The following is a 24,124-nucleotide window of genomic DNA, read 5'->3' as shown; positions in this document are numbered from 1 at the left end:
TCTTGTGCACATCTTGGGAATCAGACAGGCACGGGCTACACTGATTTACGTTATGGTCAACTTACGACATCTTCTCAAACCTACCGTTGCGGCATTTGTGCTCTCTGTCACGGTATTTCAATCGCCGGTTGCGATTTCTCAGGAAAGTGACGCAGTTGTGACAGGCGCGGGCGATGAATTGCCGCGCCTGATGGCGGAGCTGCGTGTGGCGGAACCGGCGCGCGCCGAACAGGTGGCGGGGCAGATCCGGCATTTGTGGGATGCCTCGGGGTCGGCCACGGCGGATTACCTGCTGCGTCGCACCCGCAAGGCCATCGACATTTCCGAGATGGAAGTGGCTGTGGAACATGCGACGGCGTTGGTTGATCACGCGCCGGAGTTTGCCCAGGGCTGGGCGGAACGGGCACGGGCCTATTATGCGTTGGATCTCTATGGGCCGGCGTTGAGTGATCTGGAGCAGGTGATTGCCCTGAACCCAACGCATTTTGACGCCATCATGGGCCTCGCGGTGATGCTCGATGAGATGGGCAAGCCTGAGGATGCCTATGAGGCCTATCAACAGGTCGAGGCTATACATCCCTATCAGGCGGGCCTAACAGAAGCCTTGGAGCGACTCGCGCCGCTGGTGCGTGGTCAAGAGCTCTAAGCGACGAATTCTAAGCCAGACGGGGCAGACAGATGGCCGGACAGCGGCAGATCACGGCGGTGTTGGGCCCCACCAACACAGGCAAAACCCATTACGCCATCGAGCGGATGCTGGGCTATCGCACTGGGGTGATTGGCCTGCCGTTGCGGCTTTTGGCGCGTGAAGTCTATGACCGCATCGTGGCCGCGCGCGGGCCGTCTGTTGTGGCATTGGTTACCGGCGAGGAACGCATTGTGCCGCCGCGCGCTCAGTATTGGGTGGCCACGGTTGAGGCGATGCCTGAGGGTCTGGGCGCGGATTTTGTTGCTATTGACGAAATCCAGCTCTGCGCTGATCCTGAGCGGGGACATGTGTTCACCGACCGGTTGCTGCGGATGCGTGGCACGCATGAGACGTTGTTTTTGGGCAGCGACACCATGCGCGGCACCATTGCGGAGCTGGTGCCAGAGGCGCAGTTTATGCGTCGCGAGCGTATGTCGACGCTGAACTATTCGGGGTCTCGCAAGATCAGCCGGATGCAGGCACGCTCTGCCATCGTTGGATTTTCGGTGGACAGTGTTTATGCGATTGCCGAGCTGATCCGCCGTCAAAAAGGCGGCGCGGCGGTGGTGATGGGGGCGTTGAGCCCGCGCACGCGCAATGCGCAGGTGGAGCTCTATCAGAATGGCGATGTGGACTTTTTGGTAGCAACCGACGCTATTGGTATGGGGCTGAACCTCGACATTGATCACGTGGCCTTTGCTTCCACCACCAAGTTTGACGGGCGGCGCATGCGGCCTTTGGCGCCCAATGAGCTGGCGCAGATCGCGGGCCGGGCCGGGCGGGGCATGAGCCACGGCACCTTTGGGGTGACCGGCGAAGCGCCGCCGCTGGATGAGGGTGTGGCCGAGGCGATCATGGAGCATCGCTTCACCCCGGTGCGCAAGGTGAATTGGCGCAATGCGGCGCTGCAATTTGGCACGGTGGATGCGCTTATCAAATCGCTCGAGGTTGGCTCTGACGATGAGTTGCTGATCAAGGCGCGGGAGGCGGATGATTTGCGGGCGCTCAAAACCGTGTCGCGTGAGGCGGAAGTCATGGCGCGGGCAAGTGACGGGCGCTCGGTGCAATTGCTGTGGGATGTGTGCCGCATTCCGGATTTTCGCGGTATCAGCCACGCGGAACACGCGCAGCTGATTGAAAACATTTTTGGTTTTCTGCACGAAAAGGGCAAAGTGCCGGATGATTGGCTGGCGCGGCAGGTAAAACGGCTGGATCGCGCCGATGGTGACATTGACACATTGTCGAAACGTCTGGCGTTTATCCGGACGTGGACATATGTCGCACAACGTAAAAACTGGGTAAGTGACGAAAACCATTGGCGCGGGGAAACCCGCGCGGTAGAAGATCGCCTATCAGATGCTCTGCATGAGCGTCTTACTCAAAGATTTGTGGATCGGCGCACATCGGTTTTGATGCGCCGACTCAAGCAGAAGGAGGCCCTTTTGGCCGAAGTGAATGATAAAGGTGAGGTGACCGTCGAGGGCGAATTCGTCGGTCGTCTTGAAGGATTCCGTTTTATTGCGGACAAAGAAGCCATCGGTCAGGAAGCCAAGACGCTTAAGTCAGCGAGCTTGCAGGCGCTGGCGCCGCAGTTCCACCTGCGCGCGGATCGGTTTTATAACGCGCCGGATACGGAAATCGACTTTACTGAACAGGGTGGCCTCATGTGGGGCGAGCACGCGGTTGGCAAATTGGTGGCCGGCGCGGAACCTCTGAAGCCGATGATCGACGTGTTTGTCGACGAAGAAGCCGGAGCCGATGTGGCGCAGAAGGTGGAACGTCGCCTGCAGCACTTCATCGACCGCAAAATTGCGGCCCTGTTTGAGCCTCTGCTGAACCTGAGCAAAGACGAAGAACTGACCGGTCTGGCGCGCGGCTTTGCCTTCCGTATGGTTGAAAACCTTGGCATCATTCCGCGGGGAGATGTGGCCACCGAAGTGAAAGAGCTGGATCAGGACGCCCGCGGCACACTGCGCAAGCACGGCATCCGCTTTGGTCAGTTCACCATTTTCATGCCACTGCTGCTGAAGCCAGCCCCAACCCGTTTGCGTCTGGTGCTGTGGTCGCTGGCACAAGGCCTGCAGGACTTCCCGGAATCGCCGCCCCCCGGTTTGGTGACAGTGCCAACCGTCAAAGACGCGCCACGTGGCTACTACGCCATGTCCGGCTACCGTGCGGCAGGCGAGCGGGCGATCCGCATCGACATGCTGGAACGGTTGGCCGATATGCTGCGCAGCGAAGACAGCCGTGGTGGTTTTGAAGCCAAGGCGGATATGTTGTCTATCACCGGCATGACACTGGAACAGTTCGCCGATCTGATGCAGGGCCTTGGCTATGCGGCAGAAAAAGGCGAGCGCGCGAAGGTGAAAGCGGCGCCAGAGGCGGCTCCGGCTGAAGAAGCGGCTGCTGAAACACCTGCAGAAGCGACTGACGCACCCGCGGCGGAAGAGGCACCTGCAGAAACTGAAGCTGCACCAGAAGCTGCTGCGGCCGAAGCACCTGCAGAGGCCGGACCGGCCGAAGAGGCTGCCGAGCCGGAAGTGGAAGTGTTCTACACCTTCACATGGGCTGGCCGTCAGGGTGGCAACCGCAACCAGCAACGTCGTGGCGGTGGCCAGGGCCAGCGTCGCAACGACCGTCAGGGCGACAAGCCGCGCGGCAAGGGTGGCAAGCCAAAAGGCAAAGGTGGCCCGCGTCGTGACAATGGCCCCAAACAGTTCCAGGCCCGTCCTCCGAAAAAAGAGAAGGCGATTGACCCGGACAACCCATTTGCCGCAGCGCTTATGGGGCTGAAAGGCAAGGACTGAGCGCTTGAGCGCTCCGTCCCCCAAACTTCGGGCTGACAAATGGCTTTGGCAGGCGCGGTTCTTCAAGACCCGTAGCCTGTCGGCCAAAGTCATCACTGGCGGGCATCTTCGCGTCAATGGACAGAAAATTGCCAAGGCCAGCCATGGTGTGACAATTGGTGACGTTTTGACCTTTCCACAGGCAAAACGTGTTCGGGTTATCAAGGTCCTGGCGCTTGGCGAACGACGCGGTCCAGCGCCCGAAGCGCAAACACTATATGAAGATTTGACGCCTGAGGAGAAACCTGTTCCGCGTAGCCCCGGCTCTGACGGAAAAGGGCGTCCGACCAAGCGCGATCGCCGCAATCTCGATCTTATGAAGTCTTCCCCGCTTGAAGAATAGGTAACTCTGATTTAGTCAAACCAGTGAACCGACTACAAGTGAGCTAACCCAAATGACCTATGTCGTTACCGACAACTGCATCGCGTGCAAATACACCGACTGCGTAGAGGTATGCCCGGTAGACTGTTTTTACGAAGGTGAGAACACGCTGGTTATCCACCCTGATGAATGTATCGACTGCGGTGTGTGCGAGCCGGAATGCCCGGCAGACGCCATCCGTCCGGACACAGAGCCGGATATGGAAGAATGGGTGGAGTTCAACCGCAAGTATTCTGAACTCTGGCCGGTGATCATCACAAAGAAAGATCCAATGCCAGGGTATGAGGAAAAAGACGGCGAACCTAACAAACTGGAGAAATATTTCTCTGAAGCGCCGGGGGAAGGCGGTTAAGCTGTCCCTGACAGGCCGATTCGGCCTGAAAAGGGGACAAGTTTACTGTCCAAGATGTACGATTCGGCCATAAGAGGCTGATACAAAAGCACAAACTGCCTGTGAAAGTCTGTCGCGCTTTCAAGGGGGCGTTTTTTGTGCTATATTGCTGTTACAGAGGACATAACTGCCTGAGAGCCATCCCTGCATTTGCTGAGGGTGGCTTTTTCTACCAGAGGACATTCCGCATCGGGAAACACCCTTTCCCGAGCGCAATTTTTGTCTGGCAGGATGGGGGCTCACAAAGGAAGTACTGCATGAGCAAATCCAAGAAGAACGAGTTCAGCCCGAACGAATATGTTGTCTATCCGGCACATGGCGTTGGGCAAATCATTTCCATCGAAGAGCAGGAAGTTGCGGGGATGCAGCTGGAGCTTTTTGTGATCTCGTTTGAAAAAGACAAGATGACACTGCGGGTGCCAACCAACAAAGCCACCGAGATTGGCATGCGGTGCCTGAGCAGCCCAGACGTGATTGAACAGGCGATGAAGACCCTGAAGGGCAAAGCCAAGGTCAAACGCGCCATGTGGTCCCGCCGTGCGCAGGAATATGAGCAGAAGATCAACTCCGGTGATCTGATCGCAATTGCCGAGGTTGTGCGCGACCTGCACCGCACAGACGATCAGCGTGAGCAGAGCTATTCTGAGCGTCAGCTGTATGAAGCCGCGCTGGAGCGTTTGACCCGCGAAGTGGCTGCTGTTGCTGATGGTGACGAAGCTGCGGCTGCGAAGAAAGTGGACGACGTGTTGGTGTCCCGCGCCGCATAAGCGTTCTTTCAAATCTTCAAAAGGGATCGCGCCTCGGGCTGCGGTCCCTTTTTTGTGCGCAATCAAACCGTTGCGCGGCTCTCTGTGTTGGCGTTTACTGCCTCTAAGGAGAGAGGCACATATGGAAAACCTCAAGGCAACGGTGGAGCGGCTCTACACGGATCACACGCCGGGCGCGGTGAAATTCCGCTATGCGCTGATCATTTTCGATTTTGTCACCATCCTGTTTTTTATCGCCACTGCCCATGTGCCTTATGGGGCGGGCCTGATCCTCGCCAGCCGTCTAACTGGAGTGATCATCTGCCTCGACCTGATTGCCCGCTGGTGGGTGGCGGAGGACCGGCGGTTTTTCCTAACGCGGATTTACACAATCGCCGATGTGGTGGTGATTGGCTCGCTGTTCATTGACCCATGGCTGTCCGGTGATCTGGCCTTTCTGCGGGTGCTACGCGGTCTGCGCCTGATCCATTCTTACCATTTGCTCTATGACCTGCGCCGGGACAGCCGCTGGTTTCGCACCCATGAGGATGCGGTGATCGCGACGATCAATCTGTTTGTGTTTGTCATGGTGACATCGGCGTCGTCGCTGGTGTTTTTCATCGACAAAGAGGCCACCGCCACGCCCTTCATCGATGCGATGTATTTCACCGTGGCGACACTCACGACCACGGGCTACGGTGACATCACTCTGGACAGTCCTGGCGGCAAGCTGTTTTCGATCTGCGTGATGGTGGGCGGCGTGGCGCTGTTTGTGCAACTGGCGCAGGCGATCATCAAACCGCAAAAGGTCCGCCACAAATGCGAAAGCTGCGGCTTACTGCGGCATGATCCCGACGCGGTGCATTGCAAGCACTGCGGCGCCACGATCTGTATCGAGACGGATGGCGCTTAGAAATACTGCGCCAGGATCACGAGGGTGAAGAGCAGGGTGATTTCGGTGATTTGCTGGGTTGCTCCGAGCACATCGCCGGTCTGTCCGCCAATTTTCACCCGCGCCGTGGCGGAGCACAGGGCCGCCATGACAAAGGCTACACCGGCCAAAACGACACCGGGCACACCAACACAACCAAAGGCGGTCACACCAGCGAGCGCAAAGCCGGTCAGCGCGCCAGTGCGGGGCGCGCGGCCTTGGGAGTGGCTCAACCCGTCGGTGCGGGCATGGGGCAGGGCGGCCATCACCAATGTCATATTGGCTCGCGACAGCATGGCCACAGCCAGCAAACCGAAAAGCCAGACGTCTGCTTCCAGCAAGATCGCAATCGCGCCCCAGCGGGCAGCAATGGACAGGCACAGCGCGATGACGCCGTAGGCCCCAATATGGCTGTCGCGCATGATCTCCAGTCGCCGGACCTTGTCCCAGCCGCCCCAGAAACCATCTGCGGTGTCCGCAAGCCCGTCTTCATGCATGGCGCCGCTCATCACAACCATGGCGGTGAGCCAGACCACGGCGGCCAGAACTGGCGGCAAGCCGATGAACAGCAAGGCGGCGGTGGGCAGAGCTGCCAGCAGCGCCAGAGCCGCGCCTGCGATGCAATAAGCCCATGCGGCACGGGCACCACGGGAGAAATCCGCCTTCACCGGCAGGCGCGTCAGAAGCGCCAAAGCGGTGTTGATGTCGCGGGGGCGAAACGGTGACGTGTCGGAACTGGCCATACCTGCGTCTTTTTCCTCACTTGCCGGGGGCTGGATATGAGGTAAACAGCGCTAACGTCAAAAATTCAACAGGAGCCCGGCCAATGTCCGCAGAATTCACCTCTTTGGCAGAGTTTCAACAGCTTGTGGCGGCGGCGCCCGGCGTCGATCAGCAGGCCATGGGCGAGGCCGAGGCGCGCAACGGCCAGCTGACCAAACCCCCCGGTGCGCTCGGTCGTCTGGAAGATATGGCGATTTGGTATGCAGGCTGGCGTGGCAACCCGCGCCCCAGCATCGACGCGCCGCAGGTGATCATCTTTGCGGGCAACCACGGTGTAACAGCGCAAGGCGTGTCGGCGTTCCCGGCGGAAGTGACCGCGCAGATGGTGTTAAACTTCGAGCACGGCGGCGCGGCGATCAACCAGTTGAGCAAAATGGCTGGCGCGGATCTGGATGTGATCGCGCTGGATCTGGACACGCCGACTGCCGATTTCACTCAAGGCCCAGCGATGAGCGAAGCGGAGGTTGTGGCCGCGCTGCAAGCAGGCTGGAACGCGGTGAAAGACGACGCGGACCTGCTGGTTGTGGGCGAAATGGGCATTGGCAACACCACCAGCGCCGCCGCCATTGCACATGCGCTGTATGCGGGCGAAGCCGAAGAGTGGGTGGGTCGCGGCACCGGTGTGGATGAAGCCGGTTTGGCGACAAAAGCGCGCGTGGTGCGCGAAGGTGTGGCCGCCAACAACACGCCCAAAGGGCTGGAGGCGCTGCGTTGTCTTGGAGGACGCGAGCTCGCCGGTATGGTTGGGGCCATCGCACGTGCGCGTTTGCTGCGCATCCCTGTGATCCTGGATGGCTTTATCGCAACCGCCGCTGCTGCCGCTTTGGGCGAAGAGGTGGATGACGCGCTGGATCACGTGATCGCCGGCCATGTAAGCGCGGAAAGTGCGCACCCGGCGCTATTGGCGCAGCTTGGCAAAGAGCCAATCCTGAGCCTCAACATGCGTCTGGGTGAAGGCTCAGGCGCGGCGGTGGCAATCAACATCCTGAAGGCGGCCGTGGCCTGCCATTCTGGCATGGCGACCTTTGCTGAAGCCGGTGTGTCCGACAGCTAAACCAATTGGATCGGAGCGCGTCTAGGCGCGCTCCTCCGGGTCACTGTCCAGTTGGGCCAGCAGCACATCCTGCAGCTCTTTCTCCAATGATCGTGCGCGCTTTTTGTAGGCCTCGTTTTTGGACAGTGGCACGTCTTCGCTCCACAGCTGCGCCAACTCCTGCATGGCAAAACGGTCGTGTTTGTAGAACGCCTGTTCGGCCTGTGCGGCCTCATATTCGCTGAGGCCAATGTTCTCCAAAACATAGCGACCGGCACGCAGCGAGCTGTCAAACATCTCCCGCACGATGTCGTCTGCACCGGCTTTGTAGAGGCGATACACGTTGCCGCGATCGCGCGCACGGGCAATGATGTGCAGGTCGGGCCGCTCCCGGCGGGCAAAGGCGACCAGTTTGAGTGACGCCTCCATATTGTCCAACGCCACAACCAGCACCCGTGCTTCACGCAGGCCAGCGGCGTGCAGGATTTCCGGGCGTGTCGGGTCGCCAAAGAAGCCTTTGACGCCAAAGGAGCGCATGTTTTCGATGGCCTTCATGTCGTTGTCCAGAACCACGGTCTGATAGCCGGATGAGCGCACCAAGCGATTCACGATCTGACCAAAGCGGCCAATGCCTGCGATGATCACGGGACCGGTTTCATCCACCTCGTCATGGTCGTGCTGGTCTTTCTTGTCGCTGCGATCTCCGAGCCGTTTGGACAGCACATCGTACAGGATAAACAGCAGCGGCGTGATCAACATGGTGAGCGCCACGATCAACAGGTACTTCTCCGCCGCCCAGGCTGGGATCACATTTTGCTGCTCTGAGAAGGTGATCAGAACAAAGCCAAATTCGCCCGCCTGCGCGAGGCCCAGGGTGAAGAGCCAGAGGTTGCGGTCCCGCAAGCCAAAGGCACGGCCCAGCAGGTAGAGGATTAACGCTTTGATGGCGATCAGGCCCAGCGTGAGGCCGATGATCTGTCCCGGGGCGCGGGCAAAGACGTTGAAGTCGATCTGCGCGCCCACGGTGATGAAGAACAGCCCCAGCAGAAGGCCTTTGAACGGCGCGATGTCGCTTTCCAATTCGTGGCGGAATTCAGAGTTTGCCAGCAGCACGCCAGCGAGGAAGGTGCCAAGGGCAGGGGAGAGGCCCACCAGCTCCATCAACAGCGCAATGCCGACCACAATCAGCAGCGCCAGCGCGGTATACATCTCCGGCAGATGCGCGGCGTGGATGAAGCGGAACACCGGCCGCATCAGGTAGAGGCCGCCGAGCACAATGGAGCCCACAGCGCCAAGCGTTACCAGCGTCACGCCCCAGCCGGGCAACCCGTCGACCAGCGACAGGGCGTGTTCGTCGGTGTGGCCGCCTTCGGCAATTGCGCCGCTGGTGGCAATCTCCATCGCTTCCGGCATCGCCAGCAGGGGGAGCAGCGCCAGCATCGGGATCACGGCAATGTCTTGGGCCAGCAGAACGGAGAAGGTCGAGCGCCCACCGCCGGTTTGCATCAGGCCTTTTTCGGCCAATGTTTGCAGCACAATTGCGGTTGAACTGAGGGCAAAGATCAGGCCGGTGGCAATGGCCACGTTCACAGAGAAGCCCAGGAAGATACAGGCGGTGGCGACGGCGCCGGTGGTCAGGCCAATCTGTAGCCCGCCAAGGCCCAACAGCTTGTCTTTCATCGCCCATAGCGCACGCGGGTCCAGCTCCAAGCCAATGATAAACAGCATCATCACCACGCCAAATTCAGCGTAGTGAAGCAGTTCATCGGCCTCATGCGTGCCAACCAGCCCCAAAACGGGGCCAATCAAGATACCGGCTGCCAAATATCCCAGCACCGAACCCAGCCCCAACCGGGAGGAAATCGGCACCGCGATCACCGCGGTGATCAGGAAAATAGTGGCGGTATAAAGGGCGTCTTCCATACGTCCTGTGTCCTGTTCTGTCGCGGCGCTTAGGTGGGCAGCGGGGCGTCTCTTTTGAGTTGGTCCATGACAATCTGGCTTTGCACACGGCTTACCGCCGCATGTGGGAGCAAAACCTCATGAATCAAGCGGTTTAGCGCATTAAGATCCTCACAATAGGCGCGCAGCAAATAGTCTGCATCCCCGGTCAAAGTCCATGCGCTGACAATTTCGGCACGGGTGCTGATCAAAGTGGCAAAGCTTTGCGAGTTCTCCGGCCCATGAGTGCCCAGTTGCACCTGAATAAAGGCCTGCACCGATAGGCCCAGCTTTTGTGGGCTCAAACGGGCATTGTAGCCTTCGATATAGCCATCCGCCTCCAGTCTTTGCCGTCGCCGCCCGGCCTGACTGGGCGAGAGGTTGAGGATCTCACCCAACTCCTGTGCGGTGAGGTGGGCGTTTTTCTGAAGCGCGGAGAGCAGGCGCATGTCGATGGTGTCTAGCATCTGCGTATCTTTCGCGTGAATGGTAAACTTTGTGCGTAGACTACGCGGATTTTGTCGGAATTGCACGTTACTTCGCGGCGTTTCCGCATGATTGGCGGCGTATTCTTGCCTCAGCGAACATCAACATCCAAGAATCCCCAAAAGGAGACGCGACATGGGTCCTTTCCCACATGATGCGCCACGCGCCGAGATTTCCGATTTCAACCCTGCTGGCACCGACGGCTTTGAGTTTGTCGAGTTTGCCCATCCCGAGCCGCAGGAGCTGCGCGATCTCTTCACAAAAATGGGCTATGCCCACGTCGCCAACCACAAGACCAAAGCCATCGAGCTGTGGCAGCAGGGCGATGTGACCTACATCCTCAACAACGAACCAAACAGCTTTGCTGCGCGCTTTGTCGAAGAGCACGGCCCCTGCGCTCCGTCCATGGGCTGGCGCGTTGTGGACGCGCAGAGAGCCTATGAGCACGCGGTGTCCAAGGGCGCGGAAGCTTACGATTCAGACGATAAAACTCTGGCGTGGCCTGCGATCAAGGGCATCGGCGGCTCGTTGATCTACTTCACCGACCAGTATTACGACACCTCGCCCTTCAACGAAGAGTTCGACTGGCTGGTGACTTCCAAGCCGGAAGGTGACGGGTTCTTCTACCTCGACCACCTGACCCACAACGTGTTCAAAGGCAACATGGACAAGTGGTTCAAGTTCTACGGTGATCTGTTCAACTTCCGTGAAATCCGTTTCTTTGACATCGAAGGCAAGTTCACTGGTCTGTTCTCCCGCGCGCTGACATCGCCTTGCGGCAAGATCCGCATCCCGATCAACGAGGACCGTGGCGAGACCGGTCAGATCGTGGCCTATCTGAAGAAATACAACGGCGAGGGCATCCAGCACATCGCGGTGGGCACCAACGACATCTATGCGTCCACCGACAAGATTGCCGACAAGGGCATCAAGTTCATGCCTGGTCCCCCTGACGCCTACTACGATCTGTCCAAAGAGCGTGTGGTTGGCCATGACGAGCCCATCGAGCACATGAAAAAGCACGGCATCCTGATCGATGGTGAAGGTGTTGTGGATGGCGGCGAGACCAAAATTCTGCTGCAGATCTTCTCCAAAACGGTGATTGGCCCGATCTTCTTCGAGTTCATCCAGCGTAAGGGTGACGACGGCTTTGGCGAAGGCAACTTCAAAGCGCTGTTTGAATCCATCGAACAAGAGCAGATCAACAACGGCGAAATCCAAGCCGCCGAATAAGCCTCACAGGTATCCTTCCAACCGCGGTTGGAGCGAGGGAAGCGTCGTCCATTCATGCGGTGGGCGGCGCTTTTTTGTGCGCGAAGGTCTGTTGTTTTGTGGTCCCACACTTCTAAGGTGAACTCAGAAGTCCTTTTGAAAGAGTGGTTGCATGTTGAAATTTGCCCTTGGCGCCATGGGCGCTCTGCTTGTGTCAACCGCGGTTCAGGCCGCTGACATGACAATTTACACAGCCCAGAAAATCATCACGATGGAGACCAATATTCCCGAAGCGACGGCGGTGGCCGTCGAAGACGGTCGGATTGTCTCTGTTGGCAGTCTGGACAGCTTGAGCGACTACATCGAAAATCACGGGGCTGTGGTGGATGAGCGCTTTGCCGACAAGGTGCTGATGCCGGGGTTTATTGACCCGCACATTCACCCGTCTTTGCCCGCTGTTCTGACCCAGTTTCCGTTTCTGGCGCCGGATGATTGGCATTTGCCAACCGGAGACTTTCCGGGGGCCAAAACCCATGAAGATTACGTCGCGCGCCTGAAAGAGTTGGTTGCGGCGCATGATGCCTCTGACCATGACGCGTCTGTGCCGTTCATCGCTTGGGGCTATCACCAGCTGTGGCACGGGGAGGTGAAACGTCCGCTGCTCAATGAGCTGTTCCCGGACACGCCGGTCATGATCTGGCACCGCAGCTTTCATGAGGTGATCGGCAATGACGCAGCGCTGGACCTGCTTGGCATCACCGAGGCGGACGCGCAGGTCTATCCGGAGGAGGCAAGTTGGGAAGATGGTCATTTTTGGGAAAACGGTGCCAAAGTGCTCGTCGCCAAAATGCCCTTCCTGTTTGCGCCGGATCGCTACGGCAAGGGCATGGAGAACTTTTATGAGATGCTGCATCAGGCCGGTGTGACCTCAGCCCTGGACATGGGCACAGGTATTTTTGGTGATCCTGAGGGGGAAATTGCACTGATCCGCGCGACTGCGGATCACATCCAGCCACGGACGCGGCTAGTACTGACCCCCATCATCACAGATTTTCTTGCGCGGAAGAAAACGCCGGAAGAGGCGTTGGCGGAGATCGAAGGCTGGCGCGCCGGCAATACCGAGCTGGTGGCAATCAAGGATCACTTCAAAATCATGATGGATGGGGCAATCTTCTCCGGCCTCAGTCAATATAGTTTCCCAGGTTACAAGGACGGGCACGAAGGCATCTGGATGGCGCCGCTCAGTGAGACGGAAAAATGGGCGCGCTTCTTCTGGAACCAGGGGTTTCAGATCCATGCCCATACAAATGGCGACAAGTCGGCTGAGGCGTTGATTGGCATCGTGCAACGGGCTCAGGCGGAAACTCCGCGGTTTGATCACCGCACCACGTTGGAGCATTTTGCTTTTGCCCACGAAGAGCAGCTGCGCCAGATGGGGGCGCTTGGCATGGCGGTCTCCGCCAACCCGTACTACCAGTATATTCTGGCGGACATATATGCGCAGAACTGGCTGGGAGAGGACATCGCCCGCTACATGGTACCGCTTGGTGCAGCGACGCGCCAAAAGGTGACGGTTGCGTTGCATTCGGACAATCCCATGGCCCCGCTCAGCCCACTGGTTTTGGCGGATGCGGCGGTGAACCGGACCACCATCAATGGCATGCAGAATGCGCAGGTTGAGGCTCTGACTGTGCATGAGGCAATGCGCGCCATTACCATTGACGCGGCCTGGGTGATGAAGCGGGAGCACGATCTCGGTTCCATTCGCGCGGGTAAACGTGCGGATTTTGTGGTGCTGGAGGCCAACCCCTATGAGGTGCCCACCACCGACATCAAAGATGTGAAGATTTGGGGCACAGTCTATGAAGGCACCGTGCATCCTGTGGTCGCGGAGTAAAGGAGCGCCGAAGGCTCAGCCCTTTGGCATCTTTAACACCACTTTCCGGTTGCCTTTGGTGTAGTGCAGCTCATCTTGGCTGATGGCGGAGACGCGGCCGCCATCTACGCGGTCGCCAACCTGCACCTTCTTGTAGCGCCCACTGGACAAGCGCACCAAGGCGCGGCGGTTGGACGAGGTGCCGTAAACGCCAATCAGGTTCACCTTATTGAGGTTGATTGCGTTCTTGATGGTGGCCTGACGTGCCACCGAGGCGGTGGTCGGAATGTCGGGAACCACCGACGCTGCCGCGGGCACAGCCGCCGCTGTTGTGGTGGTTGTGGAGTTGCTTTCTGGCGCGGCGCGCGCTGCCAGTTGTGCAATGTTTGAAGGCTTCAGGCGCGGCCGCGGGGAGGCTTTGACGGCAAACTGCGTTGGCGTGGTGTCTTTCTCATCCGCCAGCTTGGCGTTTGCCGGGCGCAGTTTGGGACGAACTGCGGCCAGTTCTTCGCGGGTCAAGCCGCCAAAGTTGGCACGTTCATTTTGCTCTTGCAGGTCGCCGGGGCGCAGTTTGGGGCGCAGGGCGGCCAAGCGGGTGCTGTCGGCCTCGCTGATCTGCGATTCCTCACCTACTTTGATGCGTTTGGGATAGGCCACCGGAACCACCGCCGGGCGTCCGGCAAAGACCATCACGCCTTCGGGGTTCAGGGCGCCTTCTGCGGTGGCAATCACCAGGCCGCGTTCATCCAGATCAAAGGTGGTGTCGGCCGCCACAGGGTTCACTTGCGCCCGGGCGGGACGATCGGTGTCCAGTGCCTCTGGCGCAGGCAGGGCCACGGCGTCAAACCCCAGGGTGTCGCGGTCCACAGACGCAATGTAGATGTCATCGCTGCTGTCTGAGGTCAGCTCAAACGGCTGTTCCGGTGCGCGCTGCCAGATGCCGGTTACGGCATACCGGGCCTCGGCCTCCGCGGGATCAACATTGCCGTCGCTCACATCATCCAGCATCGCCTCGATTTCGGCGCTGTCGGTGATGCTCTCCGGTGTGAGCGGCTCCAAAAGAGCGGTGTCCACGTTCTCGGTCGGATTGGGTGTCATGCCATCGGGCACGGTCACCACCATGGGCGCGTCCGTTTCTGGCAGCTCTGGTTCCAGTGACAACTCTGCATCCGCCGAAGTCACATCTTCTGGGGCAGTCTCAGGGGCAGGGACCGCAGCGCTGTCTGCAACTGCGGCGGTTTCAATCGCGGCCTCGGGGGCGGCTGCAGTTGGCGCAACGGCAACTTCAACGGCTTCAGGCTCGTCCGCCCCAAACAGGCCGGCCAGCCCATCCTCTGTGGCGTAGGTCGCCCACAAGGCCACAATTGCCATCAGCACCAGCAGCAGCGTCGTTAGGATCAGCCCCAGATGTTTCGGCTTGCCCCGCACCTCCTGTGGACGCGCGCCAAACATGGTCATCTTCTGCTTTTCTTTGGCAGAGGCGTCTTTGGCGGCTTTCCTGGCCTTAGATTTGGACAGCTTATTGCCAACCTTCGGCGCAGGACCGGCCACTTTGGTCTTGCTGCGTGCGCTGGCAAAGGTTGCGGCCTCTGCATCAGATGCGTCGCCGGTGTCTACTGCGGCTTCTTCGGACGCGTCGTTTTTTTCGGTCTTAAGACCAGCCACCGCTTTCGCCGGATCAAACCGCAGCGGCGGGGGCTTGCCGTCGCCGGTGCCGGTTGGAATGCTGGGTGCATTGGTGCCACTGACTTTGCGGGTGACACCGCTCAACTCTGGCGCAGCTTTGGCTTCCTCCGGCGCGGCTTTCTGCGCGCGGATTGACGCAAACGCTGCAGCTGGCTCTTCTGGTTTTGGATCTTCCGTGGGCGCGGCTGGTTCGGGTGCCTTGGCTTTTTCGGGCGCAGTTGGTTTTTCTGGCGCGGCCTCAGGTTTGGCCTCGGACTTTGGTGTGTCTGTGTTTGCTGCTGCCGTTTTCTCAGGCTCCGTGGCCTGAGGTTCTGTTAGCTCAACTGGCTCCGGGGCGGGGGCAACCGGTGTCTCAACTTGCGTCTCAGGGACAGTCTCCTGCGGCGTCGCAGGCGTCTCTTCAACAGGCGTCGGCGCGGGCAGCTCTTCAGCAGCCGGCTCCACCGAGGCTGGTGGCGCCGGTGGGATGTCCAGCTTCAGCTCCGCTTGTGGTGTCGCCTCCGGTTTGGGTTCGGGCGTTGGCTCGGGAAGAGGTTCCGGCTCTGGCTCAGGCTCCGGCAGCGGTCCTTCGCTCACAACCAAAATCGCGATCTTGTCGGCCTTGACCTTGATCTCCGCCGCGCGCGCCTGCGCCGTGTCGCCAAAATCCGGCGCGGTGGCAAAGCTGTCTTCGGGTGGGATGGCGCTGAACGCCACCGGATTAAACGCATGCTCCACCGCAAAGGCTTCGGCCTCATCCAGCGTGTCGCGCGCCACGGCCGCCACCTGCGGTGTGCGATCCCGCAGCGCGATGTCAAACACCAGTTGATCCGCACGATAAGGCGTTTCCGCCTCCAGCGCATCCTCTGCCTTCTGGCGGCGCTTTTTCTCGCTCATCCGGCCCGCAGGCAGGGTCAGGTATTTGATCTGATCGTTGGGCAGCACCAGTGTGGTGGTAAAGCCCTCGCCCCCCACGGCCACAGCCTGCGCCCGCAACTGCGCCAGATCCCCTGCCAGATCCGGGCTGTCGAGCCCCACTTCTCCCAGCAAATGCCAGCCCCCCGGCACGCGGGTCAAAAGGCCAATGCCTTCAAAGGAAAGTGTAAGCGCAAGATCCGGAGTCATGCATCAAGCCCTAGCATGCGAGTGATTGGCAAGGCGCGACCTTGCTCAGAATTGTAGGATTTATAGCAAGTTATCGCCGAAGGGGAAGAAAAAGCCGCCGCTATTTGGCCAGCCTTCGGCGGTTTGCGGCCACAAAGTGACCTTGTGGTAAACAAAGACCGCCCCAAACACGTGATTGGGGCGGTCTTCCAAGGCGTTCACCGTACCTGTCAGGCTCAGCTGTGGGCTTTCTTCAGCGCCTGATCCAGATCGGCAATCAGGTCTTCGCTGTTTTCAATGCCAATCGAAATCCGCACGACATTTGGCCCTGCGCCCGCCGCTTCCTGCTGTTCCGGTGTCAACTGACGGTGGGTGGTGGAGGCCGAGTGGATCACCAGGCTGCGCGCATCGCCGAGGTTGGCGACGTGGGAGAAGATTTCCAGGCTGTCGACAAACTTCACACAGGCGTCATAGCCGCCCTTGAGCGCCACGGTGAACAGACCGCCTGCGCCTTTTGGACAGATCCGCTCGACGCGATCATGGTAGGGCGAGGAGGGCAGACCGGCGTAGGTCACATAGTCCACATGCTCATGACCTTCGAGCCAACCGGCAACGGTTTTGGCATTTTCCACGTGGCGCTCCATGCGCAACGACAACGTTTCAATACCCATCAGCGTGTAATGCGCCGCCTGCGGGTTCATGGTCATGCCGAGGTCGCGCAGACCAATGGCGATGCCGTGAAAAGTGAAGGCCAGCGGGCCAAAGGTCTCATGGAAGCGCAGGCCGTGGTAGGCCGGTTCCGGCTGGCTTAACGATGGGAATTTATCAGAGGCGGACCAGTCAAATTTGCCGCTGTCAACAATACAGCCGCCGGTCACGGTGCCGTTGCCGGTCAGGTATTTGGTGGTGGAGTGCACGACCAAGGTGGCGCCCAAGGCAATTGGATTGCAGAGGTAGGGCGTGGCGGAGGTGTTGTCCACGATTAGCGGCACACCGGCGTTGTCGGCCACTTTGGCCAGCGCCTCGATGTCGCTGATATAGCCACCTGGGTTCGCAACAGACTCGCAGAATACCGCGCGGGTGTTTTCATCAATCGCCGCTGCCACTGCGTCCAGATCGTCGGTATCCACAAAGGTTGCGGACCAGCCAAAACGTTTGATGGTTTGGCTGAATTGAGTGATGGTGCCACCATAGAGGCGGGAGGAGGCGACCACGTTGCAGCCCGGCTGCATCAGTGGGAACAGCGCCATGATCTGTGCGGCGTGACCAGACGAACAGCAGACCGCACCCACGCCGCCTTCCAGGGTCGCAATGCGCTCTTGCAGCACGGCCACGGTTGGGTTGGTCAGGCGGGAGTAGATGTAGCCCACTTCTTGCAGGTTGAAGAGCGCAGCCGCGTGCTCGGCGTCGCGGAACACGTAAGCGGTGGATTGGTAAATCGGCGTCTGCCGCGCGCCGGTGGCCGGATCGGGCCGCGCGCCGGCGTGAATTTGCAATGTGTCAAAACCGTATGTCGCTTCAGACATCGTGTGTTCTCCCTAAAATTATCGCGCCAAGTGTTAGGCAGACCCAAGCCATCACGCAACCAAAGTTGGCGCCTTAGATTGCCGAAAGGCGCATTTCCTCAAAATTCCGCAATACCAGAACACATTGGCCGCCAAAACCGCGCTGCCCTGAACACCATTCGGCCCGCTTCTTCTTGCCAAAAATATCCCGGGGTGGGGCCCTCGCAGAGGGCCCAGGGGCAGCGCCCCTCGCATGTACCAGCCGCTAGCGCAGCCAATAGCCGTTTTTCTTCAACGTGTTGCGAATGGCCTGTTCCTTGCGCGGCAGATGCGCCTGATCAAACAAAGCCCGCGCCTTGTGGCCGCGGTTCTGATAAATCATGCGCTTGAACGGATCATATTGCTTCAGCACTTTTTTGATTTTGTTGGGCGCAGTGACCTCTTCGAGCACCTCTACAACCGCATCCCTTTCCCGCGCATAGAGCAGTGGCATCAGCCGGTAGTGACAGCTCACCGATCCATCCAGATACCCCGATGGCAAGGCATCACGCCCACCGCCAAGTCCGTGGATCACCAGCGGCAAAACAATCTGGTCCAGCCAGGGGTAAATCGCCTGACAGGCCAGCTCATCCGGTGGATTGTCACTCACACTTCGGGCGTACTCAAGGAACAGCTCCCCAAACACTTTGGGGCAGCGGTAATAGAAGAATCCCGCGTTGAAATAGAGATACCGCCGCCAGTATTCATCCGGCTGGCTCAGATCCAACGAGCTTTCAAAAGCCAATCCAAAGCGGTCATACAGCGCTTTCCAGATGCCGGTGTATTGCGGCCCATACAGCGGCGGAATCGGCCAGGTGCCTTCCACTCGCAACGACGCCGAAGGTCGGTCAAAATCAAACGGCACCGTGCTCAGCTCGTCCATGATCAACGTGTCTGTGTCAAAAAACACAAACGGTTCGCCGGCGGGCAGGGCGGACAACAGCTCGATCTTATTCCCATAGGCATAAGGCTCGCCAAAGACCGGGGTCTCAAACGGCAAAACCTCCGCACCAAGATCTTCCAGCAGAGCACGCACATCCGGATTGCTGATGCGCGGGTCTTTTTCCCAGCGCGGCCCCGGCACGGGTTCGGCCACAAACAGCTTGCCGGAAAACTTCGGCGACTTGGCGCGCAGCGAGGCTGCAAACAGCGCCGCCTCATACATCAGACGGCCATTTTGGCCGACCACCACCACGTTGAAGACCTGCGATTTCAGCGCTTTACTTGTCATTCTTCTATTGCCCTGCACGATGCTTGCGCCGACTATACGTGGCATAGGCCCGTGGCAAAAGCGGGCATTACACTTTTTGAAGAAATCATAGAAAGGCGTTCGCTTATGCAACTCTTTATGCTGGCCACTCTCTGTCTAGGCGTGTTGGGCACCGCTGCTCTGGCGGAAGACCGCGTGGCCGAAGATCAAACCCCCACCGGCAAATTCCTCACTGCGGGCGAGGTGCGGCCCATCTTGGAGGCAACCAAAACCAGCTGGATTGGTGTGCGCGAATTTGACGGGCAGGATCTGGTGTATTTCACCCATCTGCTGGCCTGGCGCTGCGGGCTATATGAGGTGCAATATGTGATCAACGGCGGCCCGGCGGAGGTCTTTCCGATCCCGGAATGCCCGCCGGATATCGAAAATGCCATGACCATTCCCGAGGACACGCAAATCTTCATCACGCAGCCGCTTGGCTCGGTCAAAACCGTGGACGTGACGCTGCTTTATGATGATCTGGGCACTGACACGGTTGCCTATGAGCGTGCGGCTGTGATGATGCCTTAAGGGCGAACCCAGCCTTATGCCCGCTGTGCCGCCGCGTGTATCCCGGCGGTGCAGAAGGCCACCAATTCGTCGAGATGGTTTGCGGCGCTTGATGAGGCGTCACTTAAGACATCCATGCGCCATTGTGAGGTGATCAAGGCCAACATACCCGCAGCCGAATAGACAAAACTGTTGGCCACGGCCGCCCGCGCCTGCGCCGGGTAGAGCGCCGCGAGTTCCTCCACAAAGCGGTTGGCGGTTGGGTCAAAACAGATCGCCGCCAGGTCTTTCCAACGCTCATCCGCCGAAACAAAAGCCACGATCCGCGCATAAGCCACCCATTGCGGCCCGCCCACGTCGATGCGCTCAAAAAACGGTCCAAAGAAACACTCCAGAATGGCGGGCACGGTCAGCGGTCCTTGTACCTTTCGAGCCTCCAGCGCGGCGATACGGGCCTCGCCCAATACATCAGCCCGCCGCGCCACCACACGCCAGAACAGTTCCTCTTTGCTGCCGCCGTGGTGGTTCACCAGCGCGCCTTGCACCTCGGCCTCTGCGGCGATGTCTCGAATCGAGGCCGCATCAAACCCACTTTGGGCAAACACCCGCTCTGCCGCGTCCATAATGCGCGCGCGGGTTTCCAAAGCCCGTTTGGAGGGGGCTCTTTGTCGTTGTTTTTCTTGAGGAATGTCTTTCAGCATAAAAAGAGCTTGCCTTACTTTTAACGAATGTTCAATTTAAAACTCTCTTGGGGAGAGGAAGAAGATGCACACAAGCGACAAATTTGCGCTGATTGGGGCGGGGCCGATGGGGCTGGCGATGGCCAAGGTTCTGAAGGAGCAAGGTATCGCCTTTGACGGCTTTGAGCTGCACAGCGATGTCGGTGGCCTTTGGGACATCGAGGCACCGCGCTCCACGATGTATGAAAGCGCGCATCTGATCTCGTCCAAAACCATGACCGAGTTTGCCGATTTCCCGATGAAGGCGGAGGTGGCCGAATACCCGTCCCATCGCGAGATGGCGCAGTATTTCCGAGACTTTGCGGACCATTTTGACCTGCGCAGTCACTACCAGTTCAACACCGAAGTGGTGCAGGTGGCGCCGTTGGGGGAGAGCGGCGAGGGGTGGAAGGTGATCACCCTTCAGAATGGGCAACAGACAGAGGCGATTTATGCGGGTGTGTTGATCGCCAATGGCACATTGAGTGAGCCCAACATGCCGCAGTTCCCGGGCCAGTTTGACGGCGAGCTGATCCACGCGTCGCAATACCGCCATCCGGAGCAGTTTGCCGGCAAGCGCGTTTTGATCGTGGGCGCGGGCAACTCCGGTTGCGACATCGCGGTAGATGCCGTACACCACGGCGCAAGCTGCGACATCTCCATGCGGCGCGGCTATTACTTTGTGCCCAAATATGTCTTTGGCAAACCGGCGGATACGATGGGCGGGGCGATCAAGCTACCGATGTGGCTCAAGCGTCCGATCGACAGTCTGATCCTGAGCTGGTTTGTGGGGGATCCTCAGAAATACGGCTTCCCCAAACCGGACTACAAACTGTACGAAAGCCATCCGGTGGTGAACTCGCTGGTGCTGTATCACGCGGGCCACGGCGACATTGCCATTCGCGTCGACATCGCGGACATGTCGGGCCACACCGTGACCTTCAAAGACGGCACAGCGGCGGAGTATGACATGATCCTCGCCGCCACGGGCTACAAGCTGCACTATCCGTTTGTTGACAAAACACTGCTGAACTGGCGCGGGGACGCGCCGCACCTCTACCTCAACGCCTTCCATCCGGCGCGGGACGATCTTTTTGTGTTGGGCATGGTGGAGGCCACGGGTCTGGGCTGGCAAGGGCGGCACGAGCAAGCCGAGATGGTGGCGCGCTATATCACTGGTTTGCGGGATGGTTTCAAGGCCGCCAAAAAACTGCAGACTGAGAAATCGGCAAGCTTTGACCGTGCTACTGGCGGCATGGACTACCTCGATCTGCCGCGCATGGCCTATTACGTGGACAAAGCCACCTATCGCGGTGCGGTCACCGGCTGGATCAAATCGCTGCAAACAGGGCAGGGCTGATGGACGCGACCGCCATAGACAGTGTTGCGCTCAACTTCAGCGCCACCTCAATGACCGTGTTAAACGCGGTTTTGGCGGTGGTGATGTTCTCCATCGCCATCGATCTCACGCCCAGTGATTTCCGTCGTCTGCTCTACACGCCACGCGCCTTGTTGACCGGGTTGGCAAGCCAGTTTTTTCTGCTGCCCGCACTGACGTTTTTGCTGGTGCTGGTCACACAGCCGCAACCGTCTATCGCGCTGGGGCTGATGCTGGTGGCGGCCTGTCCGGGCGGGAACATCTCCAACTTCATCACCCACCGCGCCGGCGGCAACGCGGCGCTGTCCGTCTCAATGACCGCCTTTGCCACGGTGGGCGCGATCCTGTTGACGCCACTCAATATTGCGCTGTGGGGCGGCCTCTACGCACCCACGCGGGAAATCCTTCAGGCGACGAAGATTGATCCAGTCTCGGTGGCGATCACGGTTGGCTTCATGCTGGTGCTGCCGCTCGTTTTGGGAGTTACCTTGCGCGCGGCAAAGCCTGCGTTGGCCGCCAAATTACGTGGTCCGCTACAGACCCTGTCGATGGTGATTTTTCTCGCGTTCATCATCTTGGCACTGGCAAACAACTGGCAGAACTTCAAACTCTTCGCAGGGGCAGTGGCGCTGTTGGTGGTGCTGCACAATGCGCTGGCCTTGGCGGGCGGCTATGGCCTTGCGACACTTGCCCGCCTATCACCCTACGATCGCCGCGCCGTCACCATTGAAACCGGTATCCAGAACTCTGGCCTGGGACTGATCCTGATCTTCGCTTTCTTTGGCGGTCTAGGAGGTATGGCCGTGGTCGCCGCTTTCTGGGGCGTCTGGCATGCGATCACTGGTCTTGGTTTGGCCGCGCTGATGAACCGGACAAGGGCCGCACGATGACACGCATATTGATCACCGGCGCCGCTGGCATGGTGGGGCGCAGCCTGTTGGCGGAACTGGCAGACACAGACCATGAGGTTATTGCCTGTGACGTGGCGGTGCCCGAAGACTTGCCAGATAACGCGCGTTTCCGCCCGATGGATGTGACCACTGACGCGCCCTTGCGAGTCATCGCGCGGCACCAGCCGGATGTGATTGTGCATCTGGCCTCCATCGTGACACCGCCGCCCGGCAGCGGCCGTGACTTTGCCTATGATGTCGACGTGACCGGCACCAAAAACGTGGTCAACGCTGCGCTCGCGGCAGGTACCAAGCGCCTGGTGGTAACCTCATCCGGGGCGGCTTACGGCTATCACGCCAACAACCCGGTGCCGCTCACCGAAACAGACGCTATCCGAGGCAACGAAGAGTTTGCCTATGCCCATCACAAGCGGTTGGTGGAGGAGTTTCTGGCCGACACCCGTCACAACGCGCCACATCTGGAGCAAGTGATCTTGCGGGTCGGCACGGTCTTGGGGCGCGAGACCAATAATCAGATCACTGACCTGTTCCGCCGGCCGCGCCTTTTGGCGGTCAGCGGCAGCGAAAGTCCTTTTGTTTTCATTTGGACCCGCGATCTGGCCCGCATTCTGAGACGCGCCGCCACCAATGGTCCGGCGGGTATTTTCAACGTGGCAGGCGACGGCGCGCTTGGCGTGCAGGATCTGGCCGACATCCTGCAAAAACCCATCCTGCGCCTTCCGGCTTGGGTGTTCAAAGCAGCGCTGGCCAGCGCGCGCCCGCTGGGCCTGAGCCAATACGGACCAGAACAGGTGCGCTTTCTGCAGTACCGCCCGGTGCTGTCCAACGAGGCGCTCAAGCGCAACTTTGGCTACACGCCGGAGAAAACCAGCCGAGAAGTGTTTGACCATTGGCTCAAGGCGCAGGACAAATGAACATGGCCCCAGAAAACTTGCCTCTCAAAACCGCCGTAATCTCTGGCGGGGCAGGCGGTCTAGGCACCGCCCTGTCAACGCAGTTACAGGCCGAAGGCTGGCGTGTGGTTCTGCTGGATTTGAACGTTTCGCACCTGCCTCATACGGCCACCCAGCTGCCGATGAAATGTGACGTCACCGACCCGCGCGCGTTGAAAGATTGCTGCACCAAAATTCTGGCCTGCCATGACAGCATCGATCTGGTGATCTATGGTGCTGGGGTGACAGCCATCGCGCCGGTTGACGACCTGCAGGAGCAGGCCCATCGCCGCCTGTTTGACATCAACTACTTTGCCGCCGCCGCCATGGCCAAAGCCTTCCTGCCCGCGTTGCGCGCCTCCAATGGCACCCATCTGGCGATCACTTCGGTGGCAGGCTTTGCCCCATTGCGTCACCGCGCCAGCTACGCTGCCTCCAAGCACGCCATGACTGGGTTCTTTGCCTCTCTGCGGGTGGAGGAGGCGGTCCACGGCGTGAAAACGGTGATCGCAGCACCAGCCTTCGTTGCCACCAATGTGGGCAATCCCAATGCGGACACAGACGGGCTGACCCGCCCCGGCGCGGCGCAGGATGCGGTGGATGTGGTTACGCCGGATCAGGCCGCCGCCATCATCCTGCGGGGTTTAAAGCGCGGCAAAACCGACATCTTTGTCGGCCGCGTCGCCAGACTGTCAGACGTGATGATGCGGCTGTCGCCACGGCTGTATGATTGGGTCATGGGCCGGGCAATCAAGGCCGACAGGTGATCTCACAAAGAACCACCTGTCGCGCATCTC

Annotated in this window: 21 protein-coding genes; 14 read left to right on the top strand and 7 right to left on the bottom strand. The window is 59.4% G+C overall.

Going from position 1 to position 24,124, the window contains the following annotated elements; translation table 11 throughout:
* The first annotated feature begins 52 nt into the window (after window positions 1-52).
* The 6 genes from SIB38_RS16245 (at window position 53) to SIB38_RS16220 (ending at window position 5,966) form a co-directional block, all read left to right on the top strand.
* The gene (locus tag SIB38_RS16245) at window positions 53-646 is read left to right on the top strand and encodes a hypothetical protein (RefSeq protein WP_412550613.1); all 594 of its coding nucleotides are present in this window, start codon (window positions 53-55) and stop codon (window positions 644-646) included.
* A gap of 32 nt (window positions 647-678) precedes the next feature.
* Entirely contained in the window at window positions 679-3,495 is a 2,817-nt protein-coding gene (locus tag SIB38_RS16240; protein WP_412550612.1) for a helicase-related protein, read from the top strand.
* Window positions 3,496-3,499: 4 nt separating this feature from the next.
* Window positions 3,500-3,877, top strand: coding sequence for an RNA-binding S4 domain-containing protein (locus tag SIB38_RS16235; RefSeq protein WP_294114281.1), 378 nt, complete (start codon window positions 3,500-3,502; stop codon window positions 3,875-3,877).
* Window positions 3,878-3,929: 52 nt separating this feature from the next.
* Window positions 3,930-4,268, top strand: a complete 339-nt coding sequence (gene fdxA / locus SIB38_RS16230) for a ferredoxin FdxA (RefSeq protein ID WP_294114282.1) — start codon at window positions 3,930-3,932, stop codon at window positions 4,266-4,268.
* Window positions 4,269-4,564: 296 nt separating this feature from the next.
* On the top strand, window positions 4,565-5,074 hold the full coding sequence (locus SIB38_RS16225; protein ID WP_294114284.1) for a CarD family transcriptional regulator: 510 nt from the start codon (window positions 4,565-4,567) through the stop codon (window positions 5,072-5,074).
* A gap of 121 nt (window positions 5,075-5,195) precedes the next feature.
* A complete protein-coding gene (locus SIB38_RS16220) occupies window positions 5,196-5,966 on the top strand; it encodes a potassium channel family protein (RefSeq protein ID WP_294114285.1) in 771 nt (256 codons plus the stop codon).
* Here SIB38_RS16220 and cobS read toward each other — a convergent pair.
* The gene (gene cobS / locus SIB38_RS16215) at window positions 5,963-6,727 is read right to left on the bottom strand and encodes an adenosylcobinamide-GDP ribazoletransferase (protein ID WP_294114286.1); all 765 of its coding nucleotides are present in this window, start codon (window positions 6,725-6,727) and stop codon (window positions 5,963-5,965) included. The two genes, SIB38_RS16220 and cobS, sit on opposite strands and share 4 nt — an antisense overlap.
* 83 nt (window positions 6,728-6,810) lie before the next feature.
* Here cobS and cobT point away from each other — a divergent pair, with 83 nt between their 5' ends.
* Window positions 6,811-7,821 (top strand): nicotinate-nucleotide--dimethylbenzimidazole phosphoribosyltransferase, encoded by a 1,011-nt coding sequence (cobT, locus tag SIB38_RS16210; RefSeq protein WP_412550611.1) that lies wholly within the window; start codon window positions 6,811-6,813, stop codon window positions 7,819-7,821.
* Between the two features lie 21 nt (window positions 7,822-7,842).
* On the opposite strand, the gene SIB38_RS16205 is transcribed toward cobT, so the two are convergent.
* Both SIB38_RS16205 and SIB38_RS16200 read right to left on the bottom strand, forming a co-directional pair.
* The gene (locus tag SIB38_RS16205; protein ID WP_294114291.1) at window positions 7,843-9,723 is read right to left on the bottom strand and encodes a cation:proton antiporter; all 1,881 of its coding nucleotides are present in this window, start codon (window positions 9,721-9,723) and stop codon (window positions 7,843-7,845) included.
* A gap of 29 nt (window positions 9,724-9,752) precedes the next feature.
* Window positions 9,753-10,208, bottom strand: a complete 456-nt coding sequence (locus SIB38_RS16200; protein ID WP_295175524.1) for an Lrp/AsnC family transcriptional regulator — start codon at window positions 10,206-10,208, stop codon at window positions 9,753-9,755.
* A gap of 154 nt (window positions 10,209-10,362) precedes the next feature.
* Here SIB38_RS16200 and hppD point away from each other — a divergent pair, with 154 nt between their 5' ends.
* On the top strand, window positions 10,363-11,460 hold the full coding sequence (gene hppD / locus SIB38_RS16195; protein ID WP_412550610.1) for a 4-hydroxyphenylpyruvate dioxygenase: 1,098 nt from the start codon (window positions 10,363-10,365) through the stop codon (window positions 11,458-11,460).
* A 151-nt stretch (window positions 11,461-11,611) separates the two neighbouring features.
* Window positions 11,612-13,336: an amidohydrolase gene (locus SIB38_RS16190; RefSeq protein ID WP_412550609.1), complete on the top strand. Its 1,725-nt coding sequence runs from the start codon at window positions 11,612-11,614 to the stop codon at window positions 13,334-13,336.
* Between the two features lie 15 nt (window positions 13,337-13,351).
* Here the strand turns inward: SIB38_RS16190 and SIB38_RS16185 are convergent, their stop codons facing one another.
* The 3 genes from SIB38_RS16185 to SIB38_RS16175 all read right to left on the bottom strand — a co-directional run bounded on the left by SIB38_RS16185 (window position 13,352) and on the right by SIB38_RS16175 (window position 18,859).
* Complete coding sequence (locus tag SIB38_RS16185; protein WP_412550608.1) at window positions 13,352-16,105, bottom strand: hypothetical protein; 2,754 nt, start codon at window positions 16,103-16,105, stop codon at window positions 13,352-13,354.
* 215 nt (window positions 16,106-16,320) lie between these two features.
* Window positions 16,321-17,610 carry an O-acetylhomoserine aminocarboxypropyltransferase/cysteine synthase family protein gene (locus SIB38_RS16180; RefSeq protein ID WP_294114303.1) on the bottom strand — a complete coding sequence of 430 codons (1,290 nt, stop codon included), beginning with the start codon at window positions 17,608-17,610 and terminating at the stop codon, window positions 16,321-16,323.
* A gap of 244 nt (window positions 17,611-17,854) precedes the next feature.
* Window positions 17,855-18,859, bottom strand: a complete 1,005-nt coding sequence (locus SIB38_RS16175) for a hypothetical protein (RefSeq protein WP_294114306.1) — start codon at window positions 18,857-18,859, stop codon at window positions 17,855-17,857.
* A gap of 105 nt (window positions 18,860-18,964) precedes the next feature.
* Here SIB38_RS16175 and SIB38_RS16170 point away from each other — a divergent pair, with 105 nt between their 5' ends.
* Window positions 18,965-19,408 carry a hypothetical protein gene (locus SIB38_RS16170; protein WP_412550607.1) on the top strand — a complete coding sequence of 148 codons (444 nt, stop codon included), beginning with the start codon at window positions 18,965-18,967 and terminating at the stop codon, window positions 19,406-19,408.
* Window positions 19,409-19,422: 14 nt separating this feature from the next.
* On the opposite strand, the gene SIB38_RS16165 is transcribed toward SIB38_RS16170, so the two are convergent.
* Entirely contained in the window at window positions 19,423-20,088 is a 666-nt protein-coding gene (locus SIB38_RS16165) for a TetR/AcrR family transcriptional regulator (RefSeq protein ID WP_294114310.1), read from the bottom strand.
* A 64-nt stretch (window positions 20,089-20,152) separates the two neighbouring features.
* Between SIB38_RS16165 and SIB38_RS16160 the strand changes: the two genes are divergently transcribed.
* From SIB38_RS16160 to SIB38_RS16145, 4 genes are read left to right on the top strand one after another with little or no spacing between them, the layout of a single operon-like run.
* Entirely contained in the window at window positions 20,153-21,466 is a 1,314-nt protein-coding gene (locus tag SIB38_RS16160) for a flavin-containing monooxygenase (RefSeq protein ID WP_294114312.1), read from the top strand.
* Window positions 21,466-22,374 carry a bile acid:sodium symporter family protein gene (locus tag SIB38_RS16155; RefSeq protein WP_294114313.1) on the top strand — a complete coding sequence of 303 codons (909 nt, stop codon included), beginning with the start codon at window positions 21,466-21,468 and terminating at the stop codon, window positions 22,372-22,374. Before SIB38_RS16160 ends, SIB38_RS16155 begins: the two co-directional genes overlap by 1 nt.
* Window positions 22,371-23,309: an SDR family oxidoreductase gene (locus tag SIB38_RS16150; protein WP_294114315.1), complete on the top strand. Its 939-nt coding sequence runs from the start codon at window positions 22,371-22,373 to the stop codon at window positions 23,307-23,309. Before SIB38_RS16155 ends, SIB38_RS16150 begins: the two co-directional genes overlap by 4 nt.
* A 2-nt stretch (window positions 23,310-23,311) precedes the next feature.
* A complete protein-coding gene (locus SIB38_RS16145; RefSeq protein WP_294114318.1) occupies window positions 23,312-24,094 on the top strand; it encodes an SDR family NAD(P)-dependent oxidoreductase in 783 nt (260 codons plus the stop codon).
* Window positions 24,095-24,124 lie beyond the last annotated feature (30 nt).

It is taken from the genome of Shimia sp. MIT910701 (assembly GCF_047126315.1).
GTDB lineage: Bacteria > Pseudomonadota > Alphaproteobacteria > Rhodobacterales > Rhodobacteraceae > Shimia.
This window is presented reverse-complemented; position numbering and strand designations above follow the sequence as displayed.

Coding starts and splice junctions, on each gene's coding strand:
- SIB38_RS16245 (WP_412550613.1), top strand. CDS start 53: ATGGTCAACTTACGACATCTTCTCAAACCTACCGTTGCGGCATTTGTG.
- SIB38_RS16240 (WP_412550612.1), top strand. CDS start 679: ATGGCCGGACAGCGGCAGATCACGGCGGTGTTGGGCCCCACCAACACA.
- fdxA (WP_294114282.1), top strand. CDS start 3,930: ATGACCTATGTCGTTACCGACAACTGCATCGCGTGCAAATACACCGAC.
- SIB38_RS16225 (WP_294114284.1), top strand. CDS start 4,565: ATGAGCAAATCCAAGAAGAACGAGTTCAGCCCGAACGAATATGTTGTC.
- SIB38_RS16220 (WP_294114285.1), top strand. CDS start 5,196: ATGGAAAACCTCAAGGCAACGGTGGAGCGGCTCTACACGGATCACACG.
- cobS (WP_294114286.1), bottom strand. CDS start 6,727: ATGGCCAGTTCCGACACGTCACCGTTTCGCCCCCGCGACATCAACACC.
- cobT (WP_412550611.1), top strand. CDS start 6,811: ATGTCCGCAGAATTCACCTCTTTGGCAGAGTTTCAACAGCTTGTGGCG.
- SIB38_RS16205 (WP_294114291.1), bottom strand. CDS start 9,723: ATGGAAGACGCCCTTTATACCGCCACTATTTTCCTGATCACCGCGGTG.
- SIB38_RS16200 (WP_295175524.1), bottom strand. CDS start 10,208: ATGCTAGACACCATCGACATGCGCCTGCTCTCCGCGCTTCAGAAAAAC.
- hppD (WP_412550610.1), top strand. CDS start 10,363: ATGGGTCCTTTCCCACATGATGCGCCACGCGCCGAGATTTCCGATTTC.
- SIB38_RS16190 (WP_412550609.1), top strand. CDS start 11,612: ATGTTGAAATTTGCCCTTGGCGCCATGGGCGCTCTGCTTGTGTCAACC.
- SIB38_RS16185 (WP_412550608.1), bottom strand. CDS start 16,105: ATGACTCCGGATCTTGCGCTTACACTTTCCTTTGAAGGCATTGGCCTT.
- SIB38_RS16180 (WP_294114303.1), bottom strand. CDS start 17,610: ATGTCTGAAGCGACATACGGTTTTGACACATTGCAAATTCACGCCGGC.
- SIB38_RS16175 (WP_294114306.1), bottom strand. CDS start 18,859: ATGACAAGTAAAGCGCTGAAATCGCAGGTCTTCAACGTGGTGGTGGTC.
- SIB38_RS16170 (WP_412550607.1), top strand. CDS start 18,965: ATGCAACTCTTTATGCTGGCCACTCTCTGTCTAGGCGTGTTGGGCACC.
- SIB38_RS16165 (WP_294114310.1), bottom strand. CDS start 20,088: ATGCTGAAAGACATTCCTCAAGAAAAACAACGACAAAGAGCCCCCTCC.
- SIB38_RS16160 (WP_294114312.1), top strand. CDS start 20,153: ATGCACACAAGCGACAAATTTGCGCTGATTGGGGCGGGGCCGATGGGG.
- SIB38_RS16155 (WP_294114313.1), top strand. CDS start 21,466: ATGGACGCGACCGCCATAGACAGTGTTGCGCTCAACTTCAGCGCCACC.
- SIB38_RS16150 (WP_294114315.1), top strand. CDS start 22,371: ATGACACGCATATTGATCACCGGCGCCGCTGGCATGGTGGGGCGCAGC.
- SIB38_RS16145 (WP_294114318.1), top strand. CDS start 23,312: ATGGCCCCAGAAAACTTGCCTCTCAAAACCGCCGTAATCTCTGGCGGG.